The following is a 22,334-nucleotide window of genomic DNA, read 5'->3' as shown; positions in this document are numbered from 1 at the left end:
CCATCGGCCTTTCTGTACAGGATGACCACCCCTGGAGGCGCTGTGGCGATCGATCATCTGGACGGCCGGATCCTGGTGCTGCTGGCACGGGAGCCGCGTATCGGGGTGCTGGAGATGTCCCGCAGGCTGGGGGTGGCGCGGGGCACGGCGCAGGCCCGCCTCGACCGGCTTCAGTCGAATGGCGTCATCCGAGGATTCGGCCCCCAGGTGGACCCGGCGGCCCTCGGCTACCCGGTCACCGCGTTCGCCACGCTGCAGATCCGGCAGGGCCAAGGGGCCGATGTCCGGGCGCACTTGGCGACGGTTCCCGAGGTGCTGGAACTGCTGACCACGACCGGCACCGGGGACATGCTGTGCCGGCTGGTGGCCCGCTCGAACGCCGATCTCCAGCGGGTGATCGACCGGGTTGTCGGTTTTGATGGCATCGTCCGGGCCTCCACGGCGATCGTCATGGAGAACCCCGTCCCGCTGCGGATCATCCCGCTGGTGGAACAGGCGGCGGCGGACACGGAAGGGACTTGATCGCTGCTGGACGGGCAGCGCGGCGACCCGGAGCGGGGGTGAGCGCGTGAACTTCTGGGACTATCTGACCGCCCGTCACCAGCAGCTGCTCGCCGACGCCTACCAGCACGCCAGCGCGGTGTTCCAGTGCATGGTCGTGGCGACCGTCCTCGGCGTGCTGATCGGGGTCGTCACCTACCGCAGCACCTGGGCGGGCAACCTCGCCACCATCGCCACGTCCACCATCCTGACCATCCCCTCCCTGGCCATGATCGGTCTGCTCATCCCGGTCGTGGGCCTGGGTGTGCCGCCGACCGTCGTCTCGCTGACCCTGTACGGGCTGCTGCCCATCGTGCGGAACTCCATCGTGGGCCTGCGCGGGGTGGACCCGACGCTGGTGGACGCGGCCCGCGGTATCGGCATGTCCCGGCTCGCCCGGCTGGTGCGGGTCGAGCTGCCGCTGGCCTGGCCGCCGATCCTGACCGGCATCCGGGTCTCCACGCAGATGCTGATGGGCATCGCCGCCATCGCCGCCTACGCGTCCGGGCCCGGCCTCGGCAACGAGATCTTCCGCGGGATCGGCTCGCTGGGCAGCAAGAACGCGCTGAACCAGGTGCTCGCGGGCACGCTGGGGATCATCATCCTCGCCCTTCTGTTCGACGCCGCGTACGTGCTGATCGGGCGGCTGACCATTCCGAGGGGGATCCGTGTCTGAGCCGTCTGAGCCGTCTGAGTCGTCATCGCAGTCGTCGTCGGTGGCGGGGGCGACCATCGAGCTGGAGAACCTCACCAAGCTGTACCCGGGGAACCCGCAGCCGGCCGTGGAGAACGTCACCATGGAGATCGGGGCGGGCGAGACGGTGATCTTCGTGGGCCCGTCGGGCTGCGGGAAGTCCACCACCCTGAAGATGATCAACCGGCTGATCGAGCCGACCGGCGGCCGCATCCGCATCGGCGGCGAGGACGTCACCGGCATCGACGCGGTGAAGCTGCGCCGCAAGGTCGGCTACGCCATCCAGTCCTCGGGCCTGTTCCCGCACATGACCGTCGCCCAGAACATCGCGCTGGTGCCGAAGATGATCGGCTGGTCCAGGCCGCGGATCAGATCGCGGGTCGAGGAGATGCTGGACCTCGTGGGGCTCGACCCCGGTGAGTTCCACGGCCGTTATCCGCGCCAGCTCTCCGGCGGCCAGCAGCAGCGCGTCGGCGTGGCCCGCGCGCTCGCCGCCGACCCCCCGGTGCTGCTCATGGACGAGCCGTTCGGCGCGGTCGACCCGATCACCCGCGACCACCTCCAGGACGAGCTGATCCGGCTCCAGCACGAGCTGCACAAGACGATCGTCTTCGTCACCCACGACTTCGACGAGGCGATCAAACTGGGCGACCGGATCGCCGTACTGCGCGAGCGCTCGCACATCGCCCAGTTCGACACCCCGGAGGCGATCCTCACCAACCCGGCGGACGACTTCGTCTCCGGCTTCGTCGGCGCGGGCGCGGCGCTGAAGCGGCTGAACCTCACCCGGGTGCGGGACGTGGAGATGCGGGACTACCCGACGGTGACCGTGGACACCCCGCTGCAGCAGATCTTCGGGTTCCTGCGGAGCAGCGGCACCAACGAGATCCTGCTGCTGGACCGGCGCCGCCGCCCCTACAAGTGGCTCCGGCGCGGCGACCTGATGCGGGCGCGGGGCTCGCTGGCCCGCGCGGGCACGCTGGTGCACGACACGGTGACCCGGGACGCGACCCTGCGGGACGCGCTGGAGGCGGTGCTCACGGACAACGCGGGCCGGGTCGCGGTGACCGGTCGGCGCGGGGAGTACCTCGGCGTCGTCGACATGGAGACCCTCATGAACTCGGTGCACGAACTGCTGGAGGAGGACCGGCTGGAGGCGATGGAGCACCAGCACGACCTGGAGGAGGCCCGCTCCCAGCAGACCCATCTGGAGCAGGAGGGTGTGGTGGGCGGGGGCGGGGCTCCCGGCGGGACGGGGAAGGCATGAGCACGTCCCCGCGGCGGCGCCCCGAGGGCGAGCACGAGGTCGAGGGGCTCGCGTTCCGCGACGAGGGCGAGGGGAGCGCGTTCCGCGACGAGGGCGGTGGGCTCGCACTCCCGGACGAGGCCGGGCAGGAGGCCCCTCCCCCGCGGCAGCGCCCGCCGGCCCGGCGGCTGACCTGGCAGCAGCTGACCGTCCGGCCCGCGTTCCTCGTCGCCGTCCTGCTGGCCACCTGGCTGTGGTTTCAGCAGGCGCACCTGGACACGATCTCGGAGAACGCCCTCTCGGACGGCAAGGTCTCCAAGGCGCTGTGGCAGCACGTGAAGCTGACGGTGATCTCGACGTTCTTCGTGCTGATCATCGCGATCCCGCTGGGCATCGTGCTCACCCGGCGGGCGTTCCGCAAGGCCACCCCGGTCGCCGTGGCGTTCGCCAACATGGGCCAGGCGACCCCGGCGATCGGCCTGCTCGCCCTGCTGGTGATCTGGCTGGGCACGGGGACGAAGGCGCCGCTGATCGGCATCATCATCTACGCCGTGCTGCCCGTGCTGTCCAACACCATCGCCGGGCTGAAGGCCAACGACCCCACGCTGCTGGAGGCGGCCCGCGGCATCGGCATGTCCCCGTTCGGCGTGCTCACCCGTATCGAACTCCCCCTCGCCGTACCGCTGATCCTCGCGGGCGTCCGGACGGCCCTGGTGCTCAACGTGGGTACGGCGACGCTGGCGACCTTCGGCGGGGGCGGCGGTCTGGGGACGCTGATCACCACGGGCATCACCACGCAGCGCATGCCGGTCCTGGTGCTGGGCTCGGTCCTCACCGTGGCGCTGGCCCTCCTGGTGGACTGGCTGGCCGCCCTCACGGAGATCCTGCTCCGGCCGCGCGGTCTGGAGGTGGGCGCGTGAGGCGCACGGGGCGCACGGGTCATCTGATGTGCATGCGGCGCACGGGACGCCATACGGCCCTCCCCGCCGCCGCGCTGCTGCTGCTCGCCCTGGCCCTGCCCTCCGGCTGCGGCCTGACCAGCGGTTCGCCGATGGTGGACGACGTGGAGCCCGGCTCGATCGGCGCCGGGAAGCCGCTGAAGGGGGCGCACCTCACGGTCACCTCCAAGGAGTTCACCGAGCAGCTGATCCTCGGCGCGATCATGGGGATCGCCTTCGAGGCGGCCGGCGCGGACGTGCTGGACCGGACCGGTATCCAGGGATCCATCGGATCGCGGGAGGCGGTCAAGAGCGGCGACGCGGACGCCCTCTACGAGTACACCGGCACGGGCTGGATCACCTACCTCGGCAAGAGCAAGCCGATCCCGGACCCCGAGAAGCAGTGGCAGGCGGTCCGGGACGCCGACCTGAAGAACGGACTGACCTGGCTGCCGCCCTCGCGGCTGAACAACACCTACGCGCTGGCCATGAACCAGGACAACTTCAAGAAGTACGGCACCCGGAACCTGTCCCAGGTGGCGGCGCTGGCGAAGAAGGACCCCGGCGCGGTGACCCTGTGCGTGGAGGGCGAGTTCGCCAACCGGGCCGACGGGCTGCCCGGCATGGAGAAGGCGTACGGGATGCACATCCCGACGCGGAACATCACCCAGATGGACACCGGGATCATCTACACCCAGGTGGCGAAGGGGAGTTGCACGTACGGGGAAGTCTTCACCACCGACGGCCGCATCAAGTCCATGCACCTGGTGGTGATGGCCGACGACAAGCACTTCTTCCCCAACTACAACGCGGCGCCCGTGATCAACACCAAGGTCCTGAAGAAGTGGCCGGCCCTCGCCCGCGTCATCGACCCCGTCACCAAGAAGCTGGACAACACGGTGGCCCAGACCCTGAACGCCAAGGTGGACGTCGACGGCGAGGACCCGCACCAGGTGGCGCTGGACTGGATGAAGCAGGAGGGGTTCGTGAAGTAGCCGCCGACGGGCGGCGCGGTGCGGTCCGGAGAGCCCCCACACGGTCCAAAGAATTCGTTGCAAAGAAACAGTTGCAAGGAAGTCTTTGCATAGCTATCTTTGTAGGCATGACGGAGCACGAGGAACGGCCGCAGCGCCGACTGGACGCCCGCTCGCTGCGGGGGCTCGCCCATCCCCTGCGGATGCGGCTGCTGGACGCCCTGCGGCACAACGGACCGGCCACCGCCTCCCAACTGGGCGACCGGCTCGGCGAGTCCAGCGGCGCGACCAGCTACCACCTGCGCCAGCTCGCCGCCCACGGCTTCGTGGAGGACGCCCCGGAACACGGCAAGGGCCGGGAGCGGTGGTGGCGGGCGGTGGACCAGGGCCTGGTCTTCGACACCGCCGAATTCGAGGGGGCGGGACCGGAGGTGCGGGGACTGGCCGAGGCCTTCCTGCACGAGGTCGCCGCGAACCACGCCCGTGAGCTGTCGACCTGGCTCGGCAACCGGGACCACTGGTCCGCGGACTGGTCCAGCGCCACCGACATGAGCGACGCGACGCTACGGCTCGACGCCGAGCTGGCCGCCGAGCTGATCCAGAAGATGCACGCCCTGATCGACGGCTACCGCGACCGCGCCACCGACGCGCCCGGTGCCGAGCACGTACGGATCCACACGCACCTGTTCCCCATCGAGACGGACTGAGAGGCCCCGCCATGCACACGGACATCCAGCAGCTCGCCCAGCAGCACACCGCCGCCCTGCGCGCCGAGGCCGACGCGCACCGGCTCGCCGGCCAGGCCGGCCCCACCGTGCCGCGCGCCGCCCTGCGCGCCCGCCTCGGCTGGACCCTCGTCGAACTGGGCCTGCGCCTGACCGCCGGCGCGGTCCCGTCGCCGGCCGCCGTCTAACAGCTCGGTACGGAGCCCTTGCCCGTCTGAAGGGCCTTCAGGGCGGTGACCGTGCCCTTCAGGGTGCTGACCGGGACCAGTCGCAGGCCCTTCGGCAGCTCGGACTGGGCGTCGGAGCACTCGTCCTTCGGGACCAGGAAGACGGTCGCGCCGTCCCGGCGGGCGGCCTGCGTCTTCAGGGCCACCCCGCCGACCGCGCCGACCGCGCCGTGGGCGTCGATCGTCCCCGTACCGGCGATGGCGCGGCCGCCCGTCAGGTCGCCGCCGCTGCCGTCGCCGTCCAGCTTGTCGATGATGCCGAGGGTGAACAGCAGGCCCGCGCTGGGGCCGCCCACGTCGGCGAGCCGCAGCTTGACCTTGACGTCGTCGCCGCTCAGGTGCAGGTAGTTCAGCGCGGCCTGTGTCGCCGCGTCCTGCGACTGCCGCATCTGCTGGGTGTTGTGCTTCTCGATCTCCTTGACGGTGCCGCCGCTCGGGTAGACCGAGTCGTGGGGCATGACGGCCCGGTCGGTCCGGAACCAGTTGCCCAGCACGTCGCCGAGGTGGACGGGGGTGTCCGGGCCGGTCGCCTCGATGGTCACCATCCGCAGCTGGCCCTTGGTCGCGCGGACCGGCGCCCCCGAGATGGTGATCACCTGGGTGCCCTTGTTCTTCCCCAGCACATCGGCGGTCAGCCCCGGCTGCGCCACGGTGAACGGCAGCGGCGCGAACGCGGCGGTCGCCAGCAGGGCCACGACGGGCAGGACACAGACGAGGAGGGCCTGGGGCCGCGTGAGACGTGAGAGCACGCCCACAATCTAACGGAGCTGTTCCGCGGGGTTCACCGGCCCCGGGCACGGGCCCGTTCGCCGGGTGCGGACACGTCGTGGCTTGTCGCGCAGTTCCCCGCGCCCCTGATGGGACGCTGCCCCAACTGCGCCGTGTTCGGCCGCGGGCCCGTCGTGGTTGCTCGCGCCCACCCGGCGGCGGCCGTACCCACCCAGCTGCGGGCATGCGTGCCTCCCCCAGTGCCTTAAGGGCCTGGGGGGGACCCCCAGGGCGGCACGGGTGGGCGCGGCGGCTGCCGGCCGGCGCCGGTGAGCGAAAGGGGGACCCGGTTCAGCGGAGGGCCTCCGCCACCTCTCGGGCCGCGTCGACGACTCGGGGGCCGACCCTCTCCGGGACGGAGTCCGCGAGCATGACGACGCCGACGCTGCCCTCGACGCCGGTCACCCCGATCAGCGCCGCCGCGGCCCCACTCGCCCCCGCCTCCAGCTCACCGTGCGTGAGCGTGTACCCCGGCTCGGACAGGGGCGCCTGCCGGGCGGCGAGGATGGCCCGGCCCGCCGCACCCCGGTCCAGGGGGTGCCGGAACCCGGCCCGGTAGGCCACGTGGTAGTCCGTCCAGGTCGGCTCGACCACGGCGACGGCCAGCGCCTCCGTCCCGTCCACCAGCGTCAGGTGCGCCGTCGCCCCGATGTCCTCCGCGAGCGAGCGCAGCGCCGGCAGCGCGGCCTCCCGTACCAGCGGATGCACCTGGCGGCCCAGCCGCAGCACCCCGAGGCCCACGCGGGCCCGGCCACCGAGATCACGCCGTACGAGGGCGTGCTGCTCCAGCGTGGCGAGCAGCCGGTACACCACGGTCCGGTTCACGCCCAGTTTGTTGGAAAGCTCGGTGACGGTCAGCCCGTGGTCCGTGTCGGCCAGCAGCTTGAGGACGCGCAGTCCCCGGTCGAGCGTCTGAGAGGTCTCCGCGGTCACGACGCCCACTCCTTCAGTGGTGAGGTCGGCAGCCAACGGAGCGGGAGGTGCGTCGTCGAGTCCCGTCGGCGACGCGCTTCAGAGGCCGCCGATCGGCAGGACGGCCCGGCGGCTCCGGGCCGTGTCGCTTCACGGCTGCGCTCCGCGGCGGCGCTGCCACGGGGCGTTGCGTAGCGGGACAGTAGCGAAGGGAGTTCGCTGAGCGGAAGCCTTCGTCCAGAATCCGGGCACAACAAGATCCGCCCTGGCAGTATTCGTCCTGATACGCGCCGGGCGGCCGCGCGGCACGGGGTCCGGGGCGGAGCCCCGCGACGGCCACTGCTGGACCAACCGAGTCGGGCGGGCGGGTGGGCAAAGAAGACGGTAGACCAGCGGAGCGTCACCGCATCCGCGTGGCCCACTCCCCCATCTTCGCGATCCGCTGCCGCAACTGCCCCGCCGTCGCCTCCGCGCTGGCCGGCCCCCCGCACACCCGCCGCAGCTCGGTGTGGATCACCCCGTGCGGCTTGCCGCTCTGGTGGACGTAGGCGCTGACCATCGTGTTCAGCTGCTTGCGCAGTTCCATCATCTCCTTGTGGGAGACGACGGGCCGCCGCTCGGCGGGCAGTTCCAGCAGGTCGGCCTCGGAGTCCGGCTTCTTGCGGCTGTGCGCGATCTGCCGGGCCTGCCGCTTCTGCAGCAGCATCTGCACCTGGTCGGGTTCCAGGAGTCCCGGGATGCCCAGGTAGTCCTGTTCCTCCTCGCTGCCCGGGTGCGCCTGCATGCCGAACTCGGCGCCGTCGTAGAGGACCCGGTCGAAGACGGCCTCGGACTCCAGCGCCTCGAAGGAGAACTGCTCCTGCTCGCCGGTGTCCTCGTCCTGCTGCTTGTTCGCCTCGTCCATCTCCTTCTCGGACTCGGCGTACGGATCCTCCTCGCCCTCCTTCTTCGGCTTGTCGAGGGCGTGGTCCCGTTCCTTCTCCATCTCATTGGCGAAGGTCAGCAGGTCGGGCACGGTCGGCAGGAACACGGACGCGGTCTCGCCGCGCCGCCGGGACCGTACGAAACGACCCACGGCCTGGGCGAAGAAGAGAGGAGTGGAGATGGTGGTGGCGTACACGCCGACCGCGAGCCGGGGCACGTCGACGCCCTCGGACACCATCCGCACCGCGACCATCCAGCGGTCGTCGCCCTGGCTGAACTCGTCGATCCGCTTCGAGGCGCCGGCGTCGTCGGAGAGCACGAGGGTGGCCTTGCTGCCGGTGATCTCGCGGATCAGCTTGGCGTAGGCGCGGGCCGAGTCCTGGTCGGAAGCGATGACGAGGGCGCCGGCGTCCGGGATGCCCTTCCTGACCTCGGTCAGCCGCTGGTCGGCGGCGCGCAGCACGCTGGGCATCCATTCGCCGCGCGGGTCGAGGGCCGTACGCCAGGCCTGGCTGATCGCGTCCTTCGTCATCGGCTCGCCGAGCCGGGCGGCGATCTCGTCGCCGGCCTTGGTGCGCCAGCGCATGTTGCCGCTGTAGGAGAGGAAGATGACCGGCCGGACGACGTGGTCGGCGAGGGCGTTGCCGTAGCCGTAGGTGTAGTCGGCGGCCGAGCGCCGGATCCCGTCGTTGCCCTCCTCGTACGTGACGAAGGGGATGGGGTTGGTGTCCGAGCGGAACGGCGTGCCGGTGAGGGCGAGCCGGCGGGTGGCGGGCTCGAACGCCTCCAGGCAGGCCTCGCCCCAGGACTTGGAGTCACCGGCGTGGTGGATCTCGTCGAGGATGACGAGGGTCTTGCGCTGCTCGACGCGGTTGCGGTGCAGCATGGGCCTCACGCCGACGCCCGCGTAGGTCACGGCGACGCCGTGGTAGTCCTTGCCGAGCGGGCCCGCGCTGTACTCGGGGTCGAGCTTGATGCCTATCCGCGCCGCGGCCTCGGCCCACTGCTTCTTCAAGTGTTCGGTCGGCGCGACCACGGTCACCTGCTGCACGACGTGGTGGTGCAGCAGCCAGGACGCGAGGGTCAGCGCGAACGTCGTCTTCCCGGCGCCGGGCGTCGCGACGGCGAGGAAGTCACGCGGCTGCTCCTGGACGTACCTCTCCATCGCCCCCTGCTGCCAGGCACGCAGCTTGTTGGCTGTGCCCCAGGGGGCGCGGCCGGGGAAGGCGGGCGAGAGGTGGTGGGAGGTGGCGGCGGCGGTGGTAGTCACGGTCTCCGTGGGGGGGTCGGGCGGCTACGTCGGACAACCGGGCCACCCTACCGGCGCACCCCCGACGTCAACGCGCACCCGAGCCCGGGTCACCCGCGGGTGGGACCCACATCACAGGAAAGCGCATGCGGTACGGCACCGGCGGCGGGCGGCCGCACGGGACGGCCGCCCGCCGGTCTCACACCGGCGGCGTACCGCCCTGGGCCGACCGGGGCACGGTCGTGCGCGTTGTCTGGTGGTGCCGCCGGGACCGGCCTAGCGTGGGTTGGAGGTATCTGTTCCGCGAACCGGTCCGGTGACGTGTCGACGCCTCTCCGGTGACGGACCGCTGTTCCTCGACGAGGAGGGCAAGCGCACACATGAGCACCCCACAGACCGGCGCCGTCACACCGGCCGCCGAACAGCCCATCGCCGACCCCGGCCCGCTCGGCCTGGCCGGATTCGCCGCGACCACGTTCGTACTGAGCGCCTTCAACGCGGACCTCATCGACGCCACGCTCAGCGGCGTCGTCCTGCCGCTCGCCCTGTTCTACGGCGGGCTGGCCCAACTCCTCGCGGGCATGTGGGAGTTCCGCAAGGGCAACACCTTCGGCGCGACCGCGTTCTGCTCGTACGCCTCGTTCTGGCTGTCGTACGCCGCGTACGTCAGGTTCGTGCACCTGCCGCCCGCCACCGCACACCAGGCGACCGGGCTGTACCTGCTGGTCTGGTCGATCTTCACCGTCTACATGACGGTCGCCGCGCTGCGCACCAGCGGCGCGCTCGTCGTCGTGCTGGGCCTGCTGTCGGCCACCTACATCGTGCTGACCATCGCCGAGTTCTCGTCCTCCACGACCACCGCGAAGATCGGCGGCTGGCTGGGCCTGATCACCGCGGTCGCCGCCTGGTACGCGTCCTTCGCCGGCGTCGTCAACGCCACCTGGAAGCGGCAGGTCGTCCCGGTGATGCCGCTGTCCGGGCGGGAAAGGGTACGGCCATGACCTCGTCGGACGGCACAGCGGGCACGGGCGGCACGGCGGGCGCGAACGGCACCGACGCAACCCTGGCCAACCTGCTCCGCGAGGAGCGCCGTTTCCCGCCCCCGGGCGACCTGGCCGCCACGGCCAACGTCCCGGAGTCCGCGTACGCCGAGGCGGACGCGGACCCGGACGCCTTCTGGGCCGCCGCGGCGAACCGGCTGGACTGGGCCGAGCCGTGGACCGCCGTCCGCGACTGGAGCAAGGCGCCCTTCGCCCGCTGGTTCACCGGCGGGCGGCTCAACGTGGCGTACAACTGCCTGGACCGGCACGTCGCCGCCGGGCACGGCGACCACGTGGCGTTCCACTGGGAGGGCGAGCCGGGCGACACCCGCACGCTCACCTACGCCCAGCTGACCGAGGAGGTGTGCCGGGCCGCGAACGCCCTGCTCTCCCTCGGCGTGGGGACCGGCGACCGGGTCGCCCTCTACATGCCGATGATCCCCGAGACGGTGATCGCGATGCTGGCCTGCGCCCGCATCGGCGCCCCGCACACCGTGGTCTTCGGCGGCTTCTCCGCGGACGCGCTGCGCAGCCGCATCCAGGACTGCGACGCCCGCGTCGTCATCACCGCGGACGGCGGCTACCGCAGGGGCAACCCGTCCGCGCTGAAGCCCGCGGTGGACGAGGCGGTCCGCGACTGCCCCGACGTGCGCTCGGTGCTCGTCGTCCGCCGGACCGGTCAGGACGTGGACTGGCAGGACGGCCGCGACGTCTGGTGGCACGACCTGGTCGACGCGCAGCCGGCCGAGCACACCTGCGAGGCGTTCGACAGCGAGCACCCGCTGTACATCATGTACACCTCGGGTACGACGGCCCAGCCGAAGGGCATCCTGCACACCTCGGGCGGCTACCTCGCCCAGGTCGCCTGGTCGCACTGGGCGGTGTTCGACCTCAAGCCCGAGACCGACGTGTTCTGGACGGCCGCCGACATCGGCTGGGTCACCGGCCACTCCTACATCGTCTACGGCCCCCTCGCGAACGGGGCGACGTCGGTGCTCTACGAGGGCACCCCGGACACCCCGCACCAGGGCCGCTGGTGGGAGCTGGTGGAGAAGTACGGCGTCACCATCCTCTACTGCGCGCCCACCGCGATCCGCACCTTCATGAAGTGGGGCAGCGACATCCCCGAGGGGTTCGACCTCACCTCGCTGCGGCTGATCGGCTCGGTGGGCGAGCCCATCAACCCGGAGGCGTGGATCTGGTACCGGAGGGTGATCGGCGGCGACCGCTGCCCGGTGGTGGACACCTGGTGGCAGACGGAGACCGGCGCCCAGATGATCAGCCCGCTGCCCGGGGTGAGCGTCCTCAAGCCGGGTTCGGCGCTGCGCCCGCTGCCCGGCATCAAGGCCGAGGTCGTGGACGACAAGGGCGTCCCGGTGCCCAACGGCTCCGGCGGCTACCTGGTGCTCACCGAGCCGTGGCCGGCGATGCTGCGCACCATCTGGGGCGACGAGCAGCGCTACATCGACACCTACTGGTCGCGCTTCCCCGGCTGGTACTTCGCCGGTGACGGGGCCAAGAAGGACGAGGACGGCGACATCTGGCTGCTGGGCCGGGTGGACGACGTCATGAACGTCTCCGGGCACCGGATCTCCACCACGGAGGTGGAGTCGGCTCTCGTGTCCCACCCGGGGGTGGCCGAGGCGGCCGTGGTCGGCGCCGAGGACGCGGTCACCGGGCAGGGCATCGTGGCCTTCGTGATCCTGCGCTCCGACGCGGCGGAGGGCGGCGACGGCGCCGCGCTCGCCAAGGAACTGCGCGACCACGTGGCCCGGGAGATCGGGCCGATCGCGCGACCGCGGCAGATCCTGGTCGTGGCGGAACTGCCCAAGACCCGCTCCGGGAAGATCATGCGCCGTCTGCTGCGTGACGTGGCCGACCGGCGTGCCCTGGGCGACGTCACCACCCTGACCGACTCCTCGGTGATGGACGCCATCCGCGGCGGTCTGAGCGGACAGGCGGCCGAGGAGTAGGCGCCGCAGGAACAGCGAAGAGGAGCGGCGAGGCGGGCGGGGTCACAGGACCCCGCCCGCCTCGTCCTGGAACAGCTCCGTCCAGTAGTGCCAGTCGGTGTGCGGGTACGTGCCCGTCGGGTCGACGGCCCCCAGGGTGTGGATCATCGCCGCCGCGAGCTGCTCGTACGCCTCGGTCGTCAGCTCGTTGCCCAGGTGCTCGTCGATGGTGCGCTCGTGGTGCAGCAGCCAGAGCGTGAAGGCGAGGGTGGAGAGGTCGGTGTTCAGGGGGTAGAGCGTGGCCTCCGGCTCGCTGAAGTTCAGGACGGCGCCCGTTCTGCCGTCGACCACCAGGCTGTTGTCGGCGACCAGGTCCCCGAGGCGGATCAAGTGGCTGGCGTGGGCGGGGAGTTCGGACAGCGGGAAGTCGGGACGCTCGGCGGCGTAGTAGTCGGTGAGGGTCGGCAGGAGGACGTCCGTGTCGAGGTGGAAGAGGACGGCCTCCTCGGGCAGGCCCGTCTCGCGCAGGAAGCGGCGGGTCGGCTCGTGGGTGAGCGTGCCGGGGAAGTCGACCTCCTCGAAGCGGGTGACCCGGCCGGGCCCGAACTCCTGCTCCAGCAGGCGGGCCTGGACGTCCAGCGTCAGCCCGGACGCCGTACCCGGACCGGCGACGAGGGAGAGCGGACGGATCAGGGCCGCCGCCTTCCAGTAGGGCGGGACCTCACCGCCGGCACCCTCCTCGAACAGCGCGAGGAGGCTGCGGGAGGCGTCGGCGACCACCTGCGGGCCGTACCGCCCCGCCAGCGCGGCGAACCGGCCGCGCAGGCCCGCCAGTTCCTCTGTGACGGCGGCGAAGCGCAGGAGCGTCTCCAGGGAGGGGGCGAAGGGGCGGGCGTCGCACGGGTGGAACAGGTAGGCCGTCGTCACCTCGCCCGTGCTGCCGTCGAGGAGGATGGACTCGCGCTCCATGTCCGCCGGGCTGAGGAGTTCACCGATCACCAGGCGGTCCCGCAGCTCCTCCGCCACCCGCAGCGGACCGTCCGCCGCGTCCCCCAGTCTGCGCAGCCCGTGCGTGCGCAGCGGAGAGAACGTCAGCAGGTCGGTGCCGGCGGGCAGTCCGGGGCCGGTGAGCAGGCCGCGCGTCGGCGCGTGCGTGACGAGACCGGCCAGCTCGGCCTCGGTCAGCGTGATCGCCGTGGACCCGGCGTCGGTGGTGCTCATGGTTCCCCCGCGTGCTGCACAGTGTCCGGTCAGGGCGCGCCCGGCCGTCGCCCGGCGGTGTGCCGGGAGCGGCCGTCCCCCACTGCTCGGAACACTACGCCGCACCACTGACAACGCCCCCGGAGAAGGACGCCGGCGGCCCCGCCCGCGTTCCGCCCGTCCGGCAATCCGCCCGCAGCGGTACGGCCCCGCGCACCAGCCTGCGGGCAGGCGTGCCGCAAGGGGCGGCACGGGTGGGCGCAGGCGGCCCCCTGCGAACGCCCTCCCTCACACCGGGCCGGACCGCGCACCAGCGGCCCGCCGAACGCCGAGTGCCGGCTCCTCGCCGACGGCCTTGCCCCCGTCGGCGGATCCGCTCACCGGTCGGTGACGACCGCCGCCTGGGGGCGGATCGGGAGGCGGTTGACCGGGCGGCCCGTCGCCGCGCGCACCGCGGAGGCGATCGCCGCCGGGGAGGTCACCACGGGCACCGCGCTGACCGACTTGGCGCCGAACGGCGCGACCACGTCCCGTTCCTCGACCAGCCGGACGATCCGGATGTCCGGTGCGTCCAGGGCGGTCGGCAGGGCGTAGCCGGTCAGGTCGGGGTGGCGGACCAGGCCGCGGGGCGTGCGCAGGTTCTCGGTGAGCGCGATGCCCACACCCTGGGTGACGCCCGCCTCGATCCGGGCCGCGAGCTGCGTCGGGTTCAGGATCCGGCCCACGTCCTGGGCGACCGCCAGCTCCACCACACGGACCGAGCCCAGCTCGATGTCGACGTCGACCACCGCGCGGATCGCGCAGAACGCGAGGCCCACGAAGGCGTCGCCCTGCCCGGCTCCGTCCAGCGGCTCGGTGGGGTGCGGGCGGCACTGGGCCGTGGCCCACAGCTCCTTGCCCTCCATCGCCTCGGTGACGGTCGTCGACAGCACGCCGTCGTACGAGGTGATCTTGCCGTCGGTGATCTGGAGCAGCTCGGTGGACATGCCGAACTTGTGCGCGAGGGGCTGCAGCAGTTGCGTGCGGACCATCTTGGCGGCCCGTTCGACCGCGCCGCCCGACACCCAGGTGTGCCGGCTGCGGCAGCCCGCGCCGGCCGGCGGCTGGTCGGTGTCGACGGGCGCCACGTGCACCTCGTCGATGCCGAGGGTCTCCTGCACGATCTGCCGGGCGAGCGTCGTGAAGCCCTGGCCGGTCTCGACCGCCGCGCACAGCACGGTGGCGATGCCGTCGTGCACCTTCACCGTGGCGGTGGAGACCTCGTCGGCGCCCTCCGCGCCGAGCATGTGCACCATGCCGAGCCCGTAGCCGACGCCCCGGCGCACCGCGCCCGGTTCGCCCGCGCCCTCGGGGCCGCCGGGCAGCAGCCAGTCCTCCTCGGGCGTGTCCTTGGGCAGGGCGGGCAGCGGGAACTCCTGCACGGCCTGGAGGAGTTCGGCCACCGGCGCCGGACAGGTCACGGTCTGCCCGATCGGCAGGACGTCACCGGTGGCGAGGACGTTGCGCAGCCGCAGTTCGGCCGGGTCCACGCCGAGCTTCTTCGCCAGCTTGTCCATCTGCGCCTCGTATGCGGCGCACACCTGCATGGCGCCCTCGCCGCGCACATGGCCGGAGGGCGGGTTGTTGGTGCGGACGGCCCAGCCCTCGATGAACGCGTTCGGGACGACGTACGGCCCGCACGCGAACGAGACGGCGGCGGCCAGCGACTCCGCCGAGGTGTCGGCGTACGCGCCCCCGTCCAGCAGGATCTGCGCCTCGACCTTGACGAGCCGGCCGTCGGCGTCGGCGTGGTGGCGGTAGCGCAGCAGGGTCGGGTGGCGGTGGGCGTGGCCGAGGAAGGACTCCTCGCGGGTCGCCGTGAGCTTCACCGGGCATCCGGTGCGCAGCGCGAGCAGGCCGAGCGGGAGCTGGAAGCCCTGGTCCTCGCGGTCGGCGGTGGCGCCCGGCACCCCGGTGACGACGATCTTCACCTGATCGGGGGACAAGCCGTAGCAGGCCGCGGCCGTGTTCCGGTCGGCGTGCGGGTCGGTGGAGGCCAGGTACAGCTCCACCCCGCCGTCCGGCCGGGGGACCGCGAGGCCGGCCTCGGCGCCGATCGGGGCCGGGTCCTGGCGGCCGATGCGGTACTGGCCCTCGACGACGACCTCGCCGACCGCGTCCGGGTCGCCGTGGCGCAGCGGGATGTGCCGGATCAGGTTGCCGTCGGGGTGCAGCGGCTCGGCCTCGAAGGACTGCTCGGGGTCGGTGACCGGTTCGAGCACCTCGTACTCGACGATGACGGCCGCGGCGGCCATCCGCGCGGTGTCCGGGTGGTCGGCGGCGACGGCGGCGATGGGCTCGCCGTGGTGGCGTACGACCTCGGAGGCGAACACCGGCCGGTCGGGGATGCCGCGCCCGTACCGGGGGGTGCCGGGGACGTCCTCGTGGGTGACGACGGCGCGGACCCCGGGCATCTCGCGCGCGTGGGAGGTGTCGATGGACACGATGCGCGCGTGCGCGTGCGGGGAGCGCAGGACGGCCGCCCACAGCAGGCCCTCGGCCCACAGGTCGGCGGCGTACGGGAACGTGCCCTCGGTCTTGGCGCGGGCGTCGGCGTGCGGCAGGGAGGCGCCGAGGCCGTGCGGCAACGGCTCCGGGACGGGGGCCGCTTCCGCGGCGGTGGTCGCGGTCGTGGTCGCGGTGGCGGCTTCGTTGCTCAACGCTGGCCTCCGTCCTGGCCGTACGTCTGCTCGTGCGGGCCCTGCCCGTGCCCCTGTGCCGGTCCGGGGCCGTGGGACTGTCCGGGCATGGTTCCGGGTGCGCCGAAGCCGCCCGGCGGGTCGAACACGCCCGGCGCGTCGAACGCCGACGGGTTGACGCCTCCGGAGCCCGGCCCGGCCTGATGGGGGATACGTGCCTCGTCCCCGTCCGACTCGGTGTCCGCGCCGGCCTGCGTCTCGCGCTCGGCGACGACCTCCTTGACGGCCTCCAGGACGCCCCGGTAGCCGGTGCAGCGGCACAGGTTGCCGCACAGCGCCTGGCGGGTCTCCAGTTCGGTCGGCGCCGGATTGCCCTCCAGCAGGTCGTGCAGGGTCATCGCCATGCCCGGCACGCAGAAACCGCACTGCACGGCCCCGCACCGGGCGAGCGCCCGCTGCACGTCGGAGGACTGCCCGTCGACGGCGAGGCCCTCGACCGTACGGACCTCGCTGCCGGCCGCGGTGACCGCCGGAACCAGGCAGGAAGCCACGAGCCGCCCGTCGACCTGCACGTTGCACGCGCCGCACTCGCCCTGCGAGCAGCCGTCCTTGGCGCCCGCGAGACCGAGCCGCTCCCGCAGGACATACAGCAGGGACTCGCCGATCCAGGCGTCGGTGACGGGCCGTTCGCCGCCGTTGACACGCAGGACGTAAGAGGCGAGGGGGTGGTCGTCGTGCGGCGGGACGGGCGCGAGGTCCCCGGCGTCCGGACCGTCGGCGGCGCCGTGCTCATCGGCCGTCTCCCGGCGGTCCGCGTCGGCCGTCGCCCCGCGGTCCGCGTCGGCCTGCGTCCCGGGCGCGTCCGGGCCGTCGGCGGCGGACCCTGCGGACCCGGCGGGAGCCGGCGTGTCCGCCGCTCCGGCCGCGTCGATCGCGCCGGTGGCGTCCGCCGAGCCCGCCGGACCGGTGGCCGCGGTGTGCTCGCCGGCGGCGACCACACCGGCGGCCGTGGCGGGCCGTGTCCCGGCCTGTGGCGCGGGCCCGCTCACCCCGTCCGGGGTGTGGGCCGCCGGGACGTCGGCGGACGCTCCAGGCCCCTGCGCGGGGCCGTACCCGTCCGCCCCGGTGCGGCCGTCGGCCGGTACCGCCGCGCCGACGTCCTCGCCGGCGTCGTCGGCAGCGGAGTGCCCCGAGGCGGGCGCGGGCCGCGCGGAGTCCGCCGGGTACCCGGGGCCGCTCCCGTCGGGCACGCCGGGTCCCGCGTGGCTGCCACCGGTCACGTGAGCGGCGTCCGCGTGGCCGTCGACGCGGCCTGGGGCACCGGTGTGGTGCTGGGCGCCGGCCGTGCGGGAACCGTCCGGGTCCTCCGGGCCGCCGGCCGGGTACGACCCGGTGTGAGCCGGGTCGTCGGTCGCGGGTACGCCCGCGTACGCCGAGCCGTCGGCAGGGCGTGCGTCCGTCGTGCCCGAGCCGTCAGGGGAGCGCCCGCCCCCGGAGGCCGGGCCGTCCGCCGGACGCCGGCCGGGCTGTCCCGGGGCGTCGGCCGGAAGTCCCTCCGGGTAGGTCCGGCCGTCGGCGTACGCGTCGGTGGGGGCGGGGCCGTCCACCGGAAGGGCACCGGTACCGCCCGTCTCCCCCGGGTGCGCCCGGCCGTGGGCCGGAGTCGGGCCGGTGTGGGGCGTGGCCGTGTCGACTGGCTGGCCTTCGCCGGCCTGCTGGTCCTGCTGCGGTCGGCCCCACGGACGGCCCGCGCCTTCCGTGGCCCAGGGGGCGGGGGCGCCGCCGGGGAGGGTGGCCGGCGGGGTGCCGCCGCCCCACTGCTCGACCAGCGAGGACGTGGTGAACTCGCCCGATTCGTCCGGGAGGTCGCCCCCGGCGACCGGGATGGACCACTGCCCGGTGACGTCGTGACCGGGGGCCGGCGGCGCGGCGGGCTCCTCGTAGGTCCACTGCTGCGTCGCGGCGGGCTGGTACGTGAACCGGTCGTCCGCGCCCGCGCCCTGCTCGTGGGGTACGGCGTTCGGGTCGGGCCACTGTCCGCCGGGCGCGGGCCACGCCTGCTCCGGGCCGGCGGTGCCCGCGGCGGACTCGCCGGAGTCCGCCGTTATCCGCGGCGGCACGTAGCCGTGCCCTGGCGCGGCCAGCGGGCTGTCGCCGGACAGCAGCGCGTCGATGCCGCCCTCGGGGAGCTTGACGAAGGCGGTGGCGCCGTCGTCGTAGTCGCCCTGGGGCAGCGGGTCCCAGCGGCCGGCGCCCTGCGGGGCGGCGCCCTCTGCGTACGGGTCGTCGGTCACGACAGCGCCCTCCCCAGTGCTCGTCGGGCCAGCGCGGCGACGGTGCGCCGCAGGTGCAGTACGGCGGGTGGCAGCGGGGTCACCGAGCCGTCGGGTTCCGGGGCCGGGTCGGGGATGCAGGCCGCGGCGACGTACTCGCCGAAGGCGTGCAGGGCCTCCGGGACGAGCGCGCGGTCGTTGTCCCAGTCGATGAGCCGGGCGACCCACTGCTCGGCCTCCAGGGGCCGCAGCGGCATCGGCGCTATGGCGCCGACCGCGCAGCGCACCCCGCGCCGGGCGGGGTCCAGGACGACGGCCACCGAGCCGACCGCCCGGCCCGGTCCGGTCCGGCCGGTCGCCTTCAGGAAGACCTGCGGGGCGTGCAGCAGCGGCACGCGCACGTAGCCGATGAGTTCTCCGCCGCGCAGCATCTCCACCCCGGCCAGCAGGTGCGACACCGGGATCTCCCGGCGGGCGCCGCCCGGCCCCGCGATGATCAGGGTCGCCTCCAGGGCGGCCAGCACCGGCAGCGCGTCCCCGGTGGGGGCGGCGGAGGCGATGTTGCCGCCGAGGGTGCCGGCGTTGCGGATGTGCGGCGGGCCCGCGGCGCGCGCGGCGGCGGCGAGCGCGGGGATGAGGGCCGCGAAGTCGGGGCGGCCCATGCGCGCGTGGGTGAGGCCGGCGCCGAGCAGGGCGTGGCCGTCCTGGTACTGCCAGCCGCGGATCTCGCTGATCCGTCCGAGGCCGACCAGGGCGGCGGGCCTGAGCTGACCGGAGTTGACGGCGGCCATCAGGTCGGTGCCGCCCGCGACGGGGACGGCGGTGGGCATGGCCGTGAGGGCCGCCACGGCCTCGTCCAGCGTCGTGGGCAACGTGACGGCCTGCGCCGTCCGCGGTGCGTGCGTGGTCAAAACCGGCTGCCCCTTCCCGCTGCCCCACCTGGTCCCACCTGTGTGGCCGTACGGTACGTGCTCACAGGGCGGACGTGGCAACTCTGGCACATCTTCGCAAGACCCGGACCCGGGGGTCCGCTAGGAGGCATTCGCCCACTTCACCAGGGGGATGGTCCGATTTCGTACAGCATCACCAGCGTGGGGCGATTGACACTCTTCGGTGACCCTTGATGCTGTTTTCCCTTCCTTGTTCCCTTACTTGTTCGGGGGCGGTCCGTCGACCGGGCGGCCGAGCACGCCGGGGCGCCGCTGCCACGGGCGGGGGCCGGCGGGTGGCCGGTAGGCGACGCCGAGGGCGTCGAGCCGGCGGTAGTGGGCGGCCATACGGCGTTCGAAGCCGGCGAAGTCCCGTTCCGCCGGGGCCGGGAGACGGCTCCAGGCGACCTCGGCGAAGGCGGCGAGGCGGGGGAAGGTCTGGTAGTCCACGCGTGCTTGGTCTTCCAGCACCTCGGTCCAGACGTTGGCCTGGGTGCCCAGCACGTGCCGGGCCTCGTCATCGGTGAGTTGGGGTGGAACGGGTTCGAACCGGTACACGTCCTCCAGGGTGCGGACGAAGCCGATCGGCACGGGCTCGTCCGCGCCCGGGTCCTGACGGTGGTCCAGGTACACCTGCTGCTCCGGGCACATGACCACGTCGTGCCCCGCGCGCGCGGCCGCGACCCCGCCGCCGTAGCCGCGCCAGGAGGAGACGGCGGCGCCGTCGGCGAGGCCGCCTTCCAGGATCTCGTCCCAGCCGATGAGCCTGCGCCCGCGCGCGGAGAGCCACGTGTCGAAGTGCCGGACGAACCAGGACTGCAGCTCGTCCTCGTCGGCGAGGCCCAGTTCGGCGATCCGGGCCTGGGCGCGCGGGGACCGCCGCCACTGGTCCTTGGGGCACTCGTCGCCGCCGATGTGGACGAACCGCGAGGGGAAGAGGGCGAGTACCTCCTCCAGGACGCCCTCGTAGAAGCGGAGGGTGGTGTCGGTGGGGGCGAGTACGTTGGGATTGACGCCCCAGGTGTCCCAGACGGAGAGGGTGGTGGTGTCGATGACGTCGGTGTTGCCGAGCTCCGGGTACGCGGCGATGGCGGCCTGCGAATGCCCGGGTACGTCGATCTCCGGGACGACGGTGATATGCCGCTCGGCGGCGTAGGCGACGATCTCCCGGATGTCGTCCTGGGTGTAGAAGCCGCCGTGCGGTTTCTCCTCCCACAGCGGTGAGGCGCGGTGGCCGAATTTCGTCCGCGCCCGCCAGGACCCGACCTCGGTGAGCCGCGGGTACCGCTGGATCTCGACGCGCCAGCCCTGGTCGTCCGTCAGGTGGAGGTGGAGGACGTTCAGTTTGTGCGCGGCCATCAGGTCCAGGTAGCGCAGGACGCCGTCCTTGGGCATGAAGTGCCGGGCCACGTCGAGGAGGAGGCCGCGCCAGCGGAAGCGGGGCGCGTCCTCGATCCGGGCGAGGGGCAGCCGCCAGTGCCGGCCGGGCAGCGGGGCGCGCCGGAAGGCGTCCGGTCCGAGCAGTTGCCGTAGCGTCTGGGCCGCCCAGAACAGTCCCGCGGGGCCGCCGCCGGCCAGTTCGGCGCCGGTGGGGGTGACGGCGAGCCGGTAGCCCTCGGCGGGCAGGCCGGGTTCGATGCCGAGCACGATGCGGCGGTCGTGGTCGCGCGCCTCGGAAAAGGGCAGGCCGGTCGCCGCTCCGAGCGTGGCCCGCAGCCAGTGGGCGACCCCCTCCGTGCCGGGCCCCGCCTCCAGCCCCGTCCCGCTGTCCAGGCTCAGATGACCGTCGGCGTTCCGGGCGGCGCGCTGGGGCGCGGGAATCAGATCCACCCCAGGAGGCTAAGCAGGACCCCCGCCGCCCGACAAGAGGTCTGGACCACTTACCGGCCGGAAAGCGGCACAGGTCCCCGGGGCGCCCGCCGGGGCGCTCCGGGGACCTGGTGAGCCCGTACCGGCGGCAGCGCTACTTGTCGCCGCCCTTGCCCTCGTCGCCTCCGCTGCCCATGGACTCGTAGATCTCCTTGCACATGGGGCAGACGGGATACTTCTTCGGGTCGCGGCCGGGCACCCACACCTTGCCGCACAGCGCCACGACGGGCGTGCCGTCGAGGGCGCTCGCCATGATCTTGTCCTTCTGGACGTAGTGGGCGAAGCGCTCGTGGTCACCGTCGCCGTGGGACACCTGCGGCGTCGGCTCGACGAGGGTCCCGGTACCAGTCCCGCGCTCGGGCTCAAGAGTGCTCATAAGCCCCAGGGTACTGAAGCTCACACCCTTCAGTTGAGCGAAGGGTCGTCCGGGTACGTGGCCACCATCGCCAGCTCCCCGCGCTGGCGGCGCAGCACCTCGCGCCACAGCCGCTCCGGCTCCGGTGAGGAGACGTCGCCGGGCTCGGACTCCACGACGTACCAGGCGCCCTCCGCCAGCTCGTCCTCCAGCTGGCCGGGTCCCCAGCCGGCGTACCCGGCGAAGATCCGCAGGGAGCCGAGGGCCGAGGCGAGGAGTTCCGGCGGGGCCTCCAGGTCGACGAGGCCGATCGCGCCGTGCACCCGGCGCCAGCCGAGCGGCACCCGGTCACCGCTCGCGCCGCCCGGGATGACGGCGACGCCCAGCGCGGAGTCGAGCGAGACGGGCCCGCCCTGGAACACCACCCCCGGCGCGTCGGCGAGGTCGGCCCAGCCCTCCAGGATGTCGCCGACGTCCACCGGGGTGGGCCGGTTGAGGACGACGCCGAGGGAGCCCTCCTCGTCGTGGTCGAGAAGGAGCACGACGGCACGGTCGAAGTTCGGGTCCGCCAGGGCGGGCGTGGCCACGAGCAGTCGCCCTGTGAGCGAGGACACCTCGGTCATGCCAGACATGATCCCGCATCTTGCCCCGGCGTGGGGCACCAATCCGCCGACGCCGGTGAACGCAGCTCAGAGAGGTGCCCGGCATTCCGGGCGGCGGTGACCGCATGTGCCCGGCGCCCAACGGTTCGTGTTGTGACACAGCTATGACGCGACTGGGCCGTCCGCGGGCTTACGGGAGGGGGGTGATCCGCGATTACCCTGTCTCTCTCGGCCCCTGT

Annotated in this window: 19 protein-coding genes; 9 read left to right on the top strand and 10 right to left on the bottom strand. The window is 73.1% G+C overall.

Annotated elements, in window-relative coordinates:
• The first annotated feature begins 42 nt into the window (after positions 1 to 42).
• From DBP14_RS22190 to DBP14_RS22160, 7 genes are all read left to right on the top strand, one after another.
• Complete coding sequence (locus DBP14_RS22190) at positions 43 to 522, top strand: Lrp/AsnC family transcriptional regulator (RefSeq protein WP_129308898.1); 480 nt, start codon at positions 43 to 45, stop codon at positions 520 to 522.
• A gap of 46 nt (positions 523 to 568) precedes the next feature.
• The gene (locus DBP14_RS22185) at positions 569 to 1,216 is read left to right on the top strand and encodes an ABC transporter permease (protein WP_129308897.1); all 648 of its coding nucleotides are present in this window, start codon (positions 569 to 571) and stop codon (positions 1,214 to 1,216) included.
• Positions 1,209 to 2,501 carry a betaine/proline/choline family ABC transporter ATP-binding protein gene (locus tag DBP14_RS22180; RefSeq protein WP_129308896.1) on the top strand — a complete coding sequence of 431 codons (1,293 nt, stop codon included), beginning with the start codon at positions 1,209 to 1,211 and terminating at the stop codon, positions 2,499 to 2,501. The genes DBP14_RS22185 and DBP14_RS22180 overlap by 8 nt, the downstream gene beginning before the upstream one ends.
• The gene (locus DBP14_RS22175; protein ID WP_129308895.1) at positions 2,498 to 3,400 is read left to right on the top strand and encodes an ABC transporter permease; all 903 of its coding nucleotides are present in this window, start codon (positions 2,498 to 2,500) and stop codon (positions 3,398 to 3,400) included. Before DBP14_RS22180 ends, DBP14_RS22175 begins: the two co-directional genes overlap by 4 nt.
• 32 nt (positions 3,401 to 3,432) lie before the next feature.
• Positions 3,433 to 4,413 carry a glycine betaine ABC transporter substrate-binding protein gene (locus tag DBP14_RS22170; RefSeq protein WP_129312019.1) on the top strand — a complete coding sequence of 327 codons (981 nt, stop codon included), beginning with the start codon at positions 3,433 to 3,435 and terminating at the stop codon, positions 4,411 to 4,413.
• A gap of 107 nt (positions 4,414 to 4,520) precedes the next feature.
• Positions 4,521 to 5,099 (top strand): helix-turn-helix domain-containing protein, encoded by a 579-nt coding sequence (locus tag DBP14_RS22165; protein WP_129308894.1) that lies wholly within the window; start codon positions 4,521 to 4,523, stop codon positions 5,097 to 5,099.
• An 11-nt stretch (positions 5,100 to 5,110) separates the two neighbouring features.
• On the top strand, positions 5,111 to 5,305 hold the full coding sequence (locus tag DBP14_RS22160) for a hypothetical protein (protein ID WP_129308893.1): 195 nt from the start codon (positions 5,111 to 5,113) through the stop codon (positions 5,303 to 5,305).
• Here the strand turns inward: DBP14_RS22160 and DBP14_RS22155 are convergent.
• The 3 genes from DBP14_RS22155 to DBP14_RS22145 all read right to left on the bottom strand — a co-directional run bounded on the left by DBP14_RS22155 (position 5,302) and on the right by DBP14_RS22145 (position 9,218).
• Positions 5,302 to 6,093 carry a S16 family serine protease gene (locus DBP14_RS22155; protein WP_129308892.1) on the bottom strand — a complete coding sequence of 264 codons (792 nt, stop codon included), beginning with the start codon at positions 6,091 to 6,093 and terminating at the stop codon, positions 5,302 to 5,304. The genes DBP14_RS22160 and DBP14_RS22155 overlap by 4 nt on opposite strands.
• Positions 6,094 to 6,403: 310 nt before the next feature.
• Positions 6,404 to 7,045, bottom strand: coding sequence for a helix-turn-helix domain-containing protein (locus DBP14_RS22150; RefSeq protein ID WP_129308891.1), 642 nt, complete (start codon positions 7,043 to 7,045; stop codon positions 6,404 to 6,406).
• Positions 7,046 to 7,424: 379 nt separating this feature from the next.
• Positions 7,425 to 9,218: a DEAD/DEAH box helicase gene (locus DBP14_RS22145; RefSeq protein ID WP_129308890.1), complete on the bottom strand. Its 1,794-nt coding sequence runs from the start codon at positions 9,216 to 9,218 to the stop codon at positions 7,425 to 7,427.
• A 359-nt stretch (positions 9,219 to 9,577) separates the two neighbouring features.
• Here DBP14_RS22145 and DBP14_RS22140 point away from each other — a divergent pair, with 359 nt between their 5' ends.
• Positions 9,578 to 10,198 carry an acetate uptake transporter family protein gene (locus tag DBP14_RS22140; protein ID WP_129308889.1) on the top strand — a complete coding sequence of 207 codons (621 nt, stop codon included), beginning with the start codon at positions 9,578 to 9,580 and terminating at the stop codon, positions 10,196 to 10,198.
• A complete protein-coding gene (gene acs, locus DBP14_RS22135) occupies positions 10,195 to 12,210 on the top strand; it encodes an acetate--CoA ligase (protein ID WP_129308888.1) in 2,016 nt (671 codons plus the stop codon). The genes DBP14_RS22140 and acs overlap by 4 nt, the downstream gene beginning before the upstream one ends.
• Positions 12,211 to 12,252: 42 nt before the next feature.
• On the opposite strand, the gene DBP14_RS22130 is transcribed toward acs, so the two are convergent.
• The 7 genes from DBP14_RS22130 to DBP14_RS22100 form a co-directional block, all read right to left on the bottom strand.
• Positions 12,253 to 13,410 (bottom strand): SUKH-4 family immunity protein, encoded by a 1,158-nt coding sequence (locus tag DBP14_RS22130; RefSeq protein ID WP_129308887.1) that lies wholly within the window; start codon positions 13,408 to 13,410, stop codon positions 12,253 to 12,255.
• Between the two features lie 356 nt (positions 13,411 to 13,766).
• A complete protein-coding gene (locus DBP14_RS22125; RefSeq protein WP_129308886.1) occupies positions 13,767 to 16,088 on the bottom strand; it encodes a molybdopterin cofactor-binding domain-containing protein in 2,322 nt (773 codons plus the stop codon).
• Positions 16,085 to 18,361 (bottom strand): 2Fe-2S iron-sulfur cluster-binding protein, encoded by a 2,277-nt coding sequence (locus DBP14_RS22120; RefSeq protein ID WP_129308885.1) that lies wholly within the window; start codon positions 18,359 to 18,361, stop codon positions 16,085 to 16,087. The genes DBP14_RS22125 and DBP14_RS22120 overlap by 4 nt, the downstream gene beginning before the upstream one ends.
• A complete protein-coding gene (locus DBP14_RS22115; protein ID WP_129308884.1) occupies positions 18,358 to 19,251 on the bottom strand; it encodes an FAD binding domain-containing protein in 894 nt (297 codons plus the stop codon). The genes DBP14_RS22120 and DBP14_RS22115 overlap by 4 nt, the downstream gene beginning before the upstream one ends.
• A 237-nt stretch (positions 19,252 to 19,488) precedes the next feature.
• Positions 19,489 to 21,090 (bottom strand): beta-N-acetylhexosaminidase, encoded by a 1,602-nt coding sequence (locus tag DBP14_RS22110; protein WP_277752756.1) that lies wholly within the window; start codon positions 21,088 to 21,090, stop codon positions 19,489 to 19,491.
• Positions 21,091 to 21,232: 142 nt separating this feature from the next.
• Complete coding sequence (locus DBP14_RS22105) at positions 21,233 to 21,514, bottom strand: DUF3039 domain-containing protein (RefSeq protein WP_030651613.1); 282 nt, start codon at positions 21,512 to 21,514, stop codon at positions 21,233 to 21,235.
• Positions 21,515 to 21,543: 29 nt separating this feature from the next.
• The gene (locus DBP14_RS22100; RefSeq protein ID WP_164992385.1) at positions 21,544 to 22,116 is read right to left on the bottom strand and encodes a YqgE/AlgH family protein; all 573 of its coding nucleotides are present in this window, start codon (positions 22,114 to 22,116) and stop codon (positions 21,544 to 21,546) included.
• Between the last annotated feature and the right edge of the window lie 218 nt (positions 22,117 to 22,334).

Origin of the sequence: Streptomyces sp. L2, assembly GCF_004124325.1 — a bacterium.
Lineage (GTDB): Bacteria > Actinomycetota > Actinomycetes > Streptomycetales > Streptomycetaceae > Streptomyces.
Note: the sequence above shows the minus strand (reverse complement) of the source record. Positions and strands in the feature narration are given on the sequence as shown.

Coding starts and splice junctions, on each gene's coding strand:
- DBP14_RS22175 (WP_129308895.1), top strand. CDS start 2,498: ATGAGCACGTCCCCGCGGCGGCGCCCCGAGGGCGAGCACGAGGTCGAG.
- DBP14_RS22170 (WP_129312019.1), top strand. CDS start 3,433: ATGCGGCGCACGGGACGCCATACGGCCCTCCCCGCCGCCGCGCTGCTG.
- DBP14_RS22165 (WP_129308894.1), top strand. CDS start 4,521: ATGACGGAGCACGAGGAACGGCCGCAGCGCCGACTGGACGCCCGCTCG.
- DBP14_RS22160 (WP_129308893.1), top strand. CDS start 5,111: ATGCACACGGACATCCAGCAGCTCGCCCAGCAGCACACCGCCGCCCTG.
- DBP14_RS22140 (WP_129308889.1), top strand. CDS start 9,578: ATGAGCACCCCACAGACCGGCGCCGTCACACCGGCCGCCGAACAGCCC.
- acs (WP_129308888.1), top strand. CDS start 10,195: ATGACCTCGTCGGACGGCACAGCGGGCACGGGCGGCACGGCGGGCGCG.
- DBP14_RS22130 (WP_129308887.1), bottom strand. CDS start 13,410: ATGAGCACCACCGACGCCGGGTCCACGGCGATCACGCTGACCGAGGCC.
- DBP14_RS22105 (WP_030651613.1), bottom strand. CDS start 21,514: ATGAGCACTCTTGAGCCCGAGCGCGGGACTGGTACCGGGACCCTCGTC.
- DBP14_RS22100 (WP_164992385.1), bottom strand. CDS start 22,116: ATGACCGAGGTGTCCTCGCTCACAGGGCGACTGCTCGTGGCCACGCCC.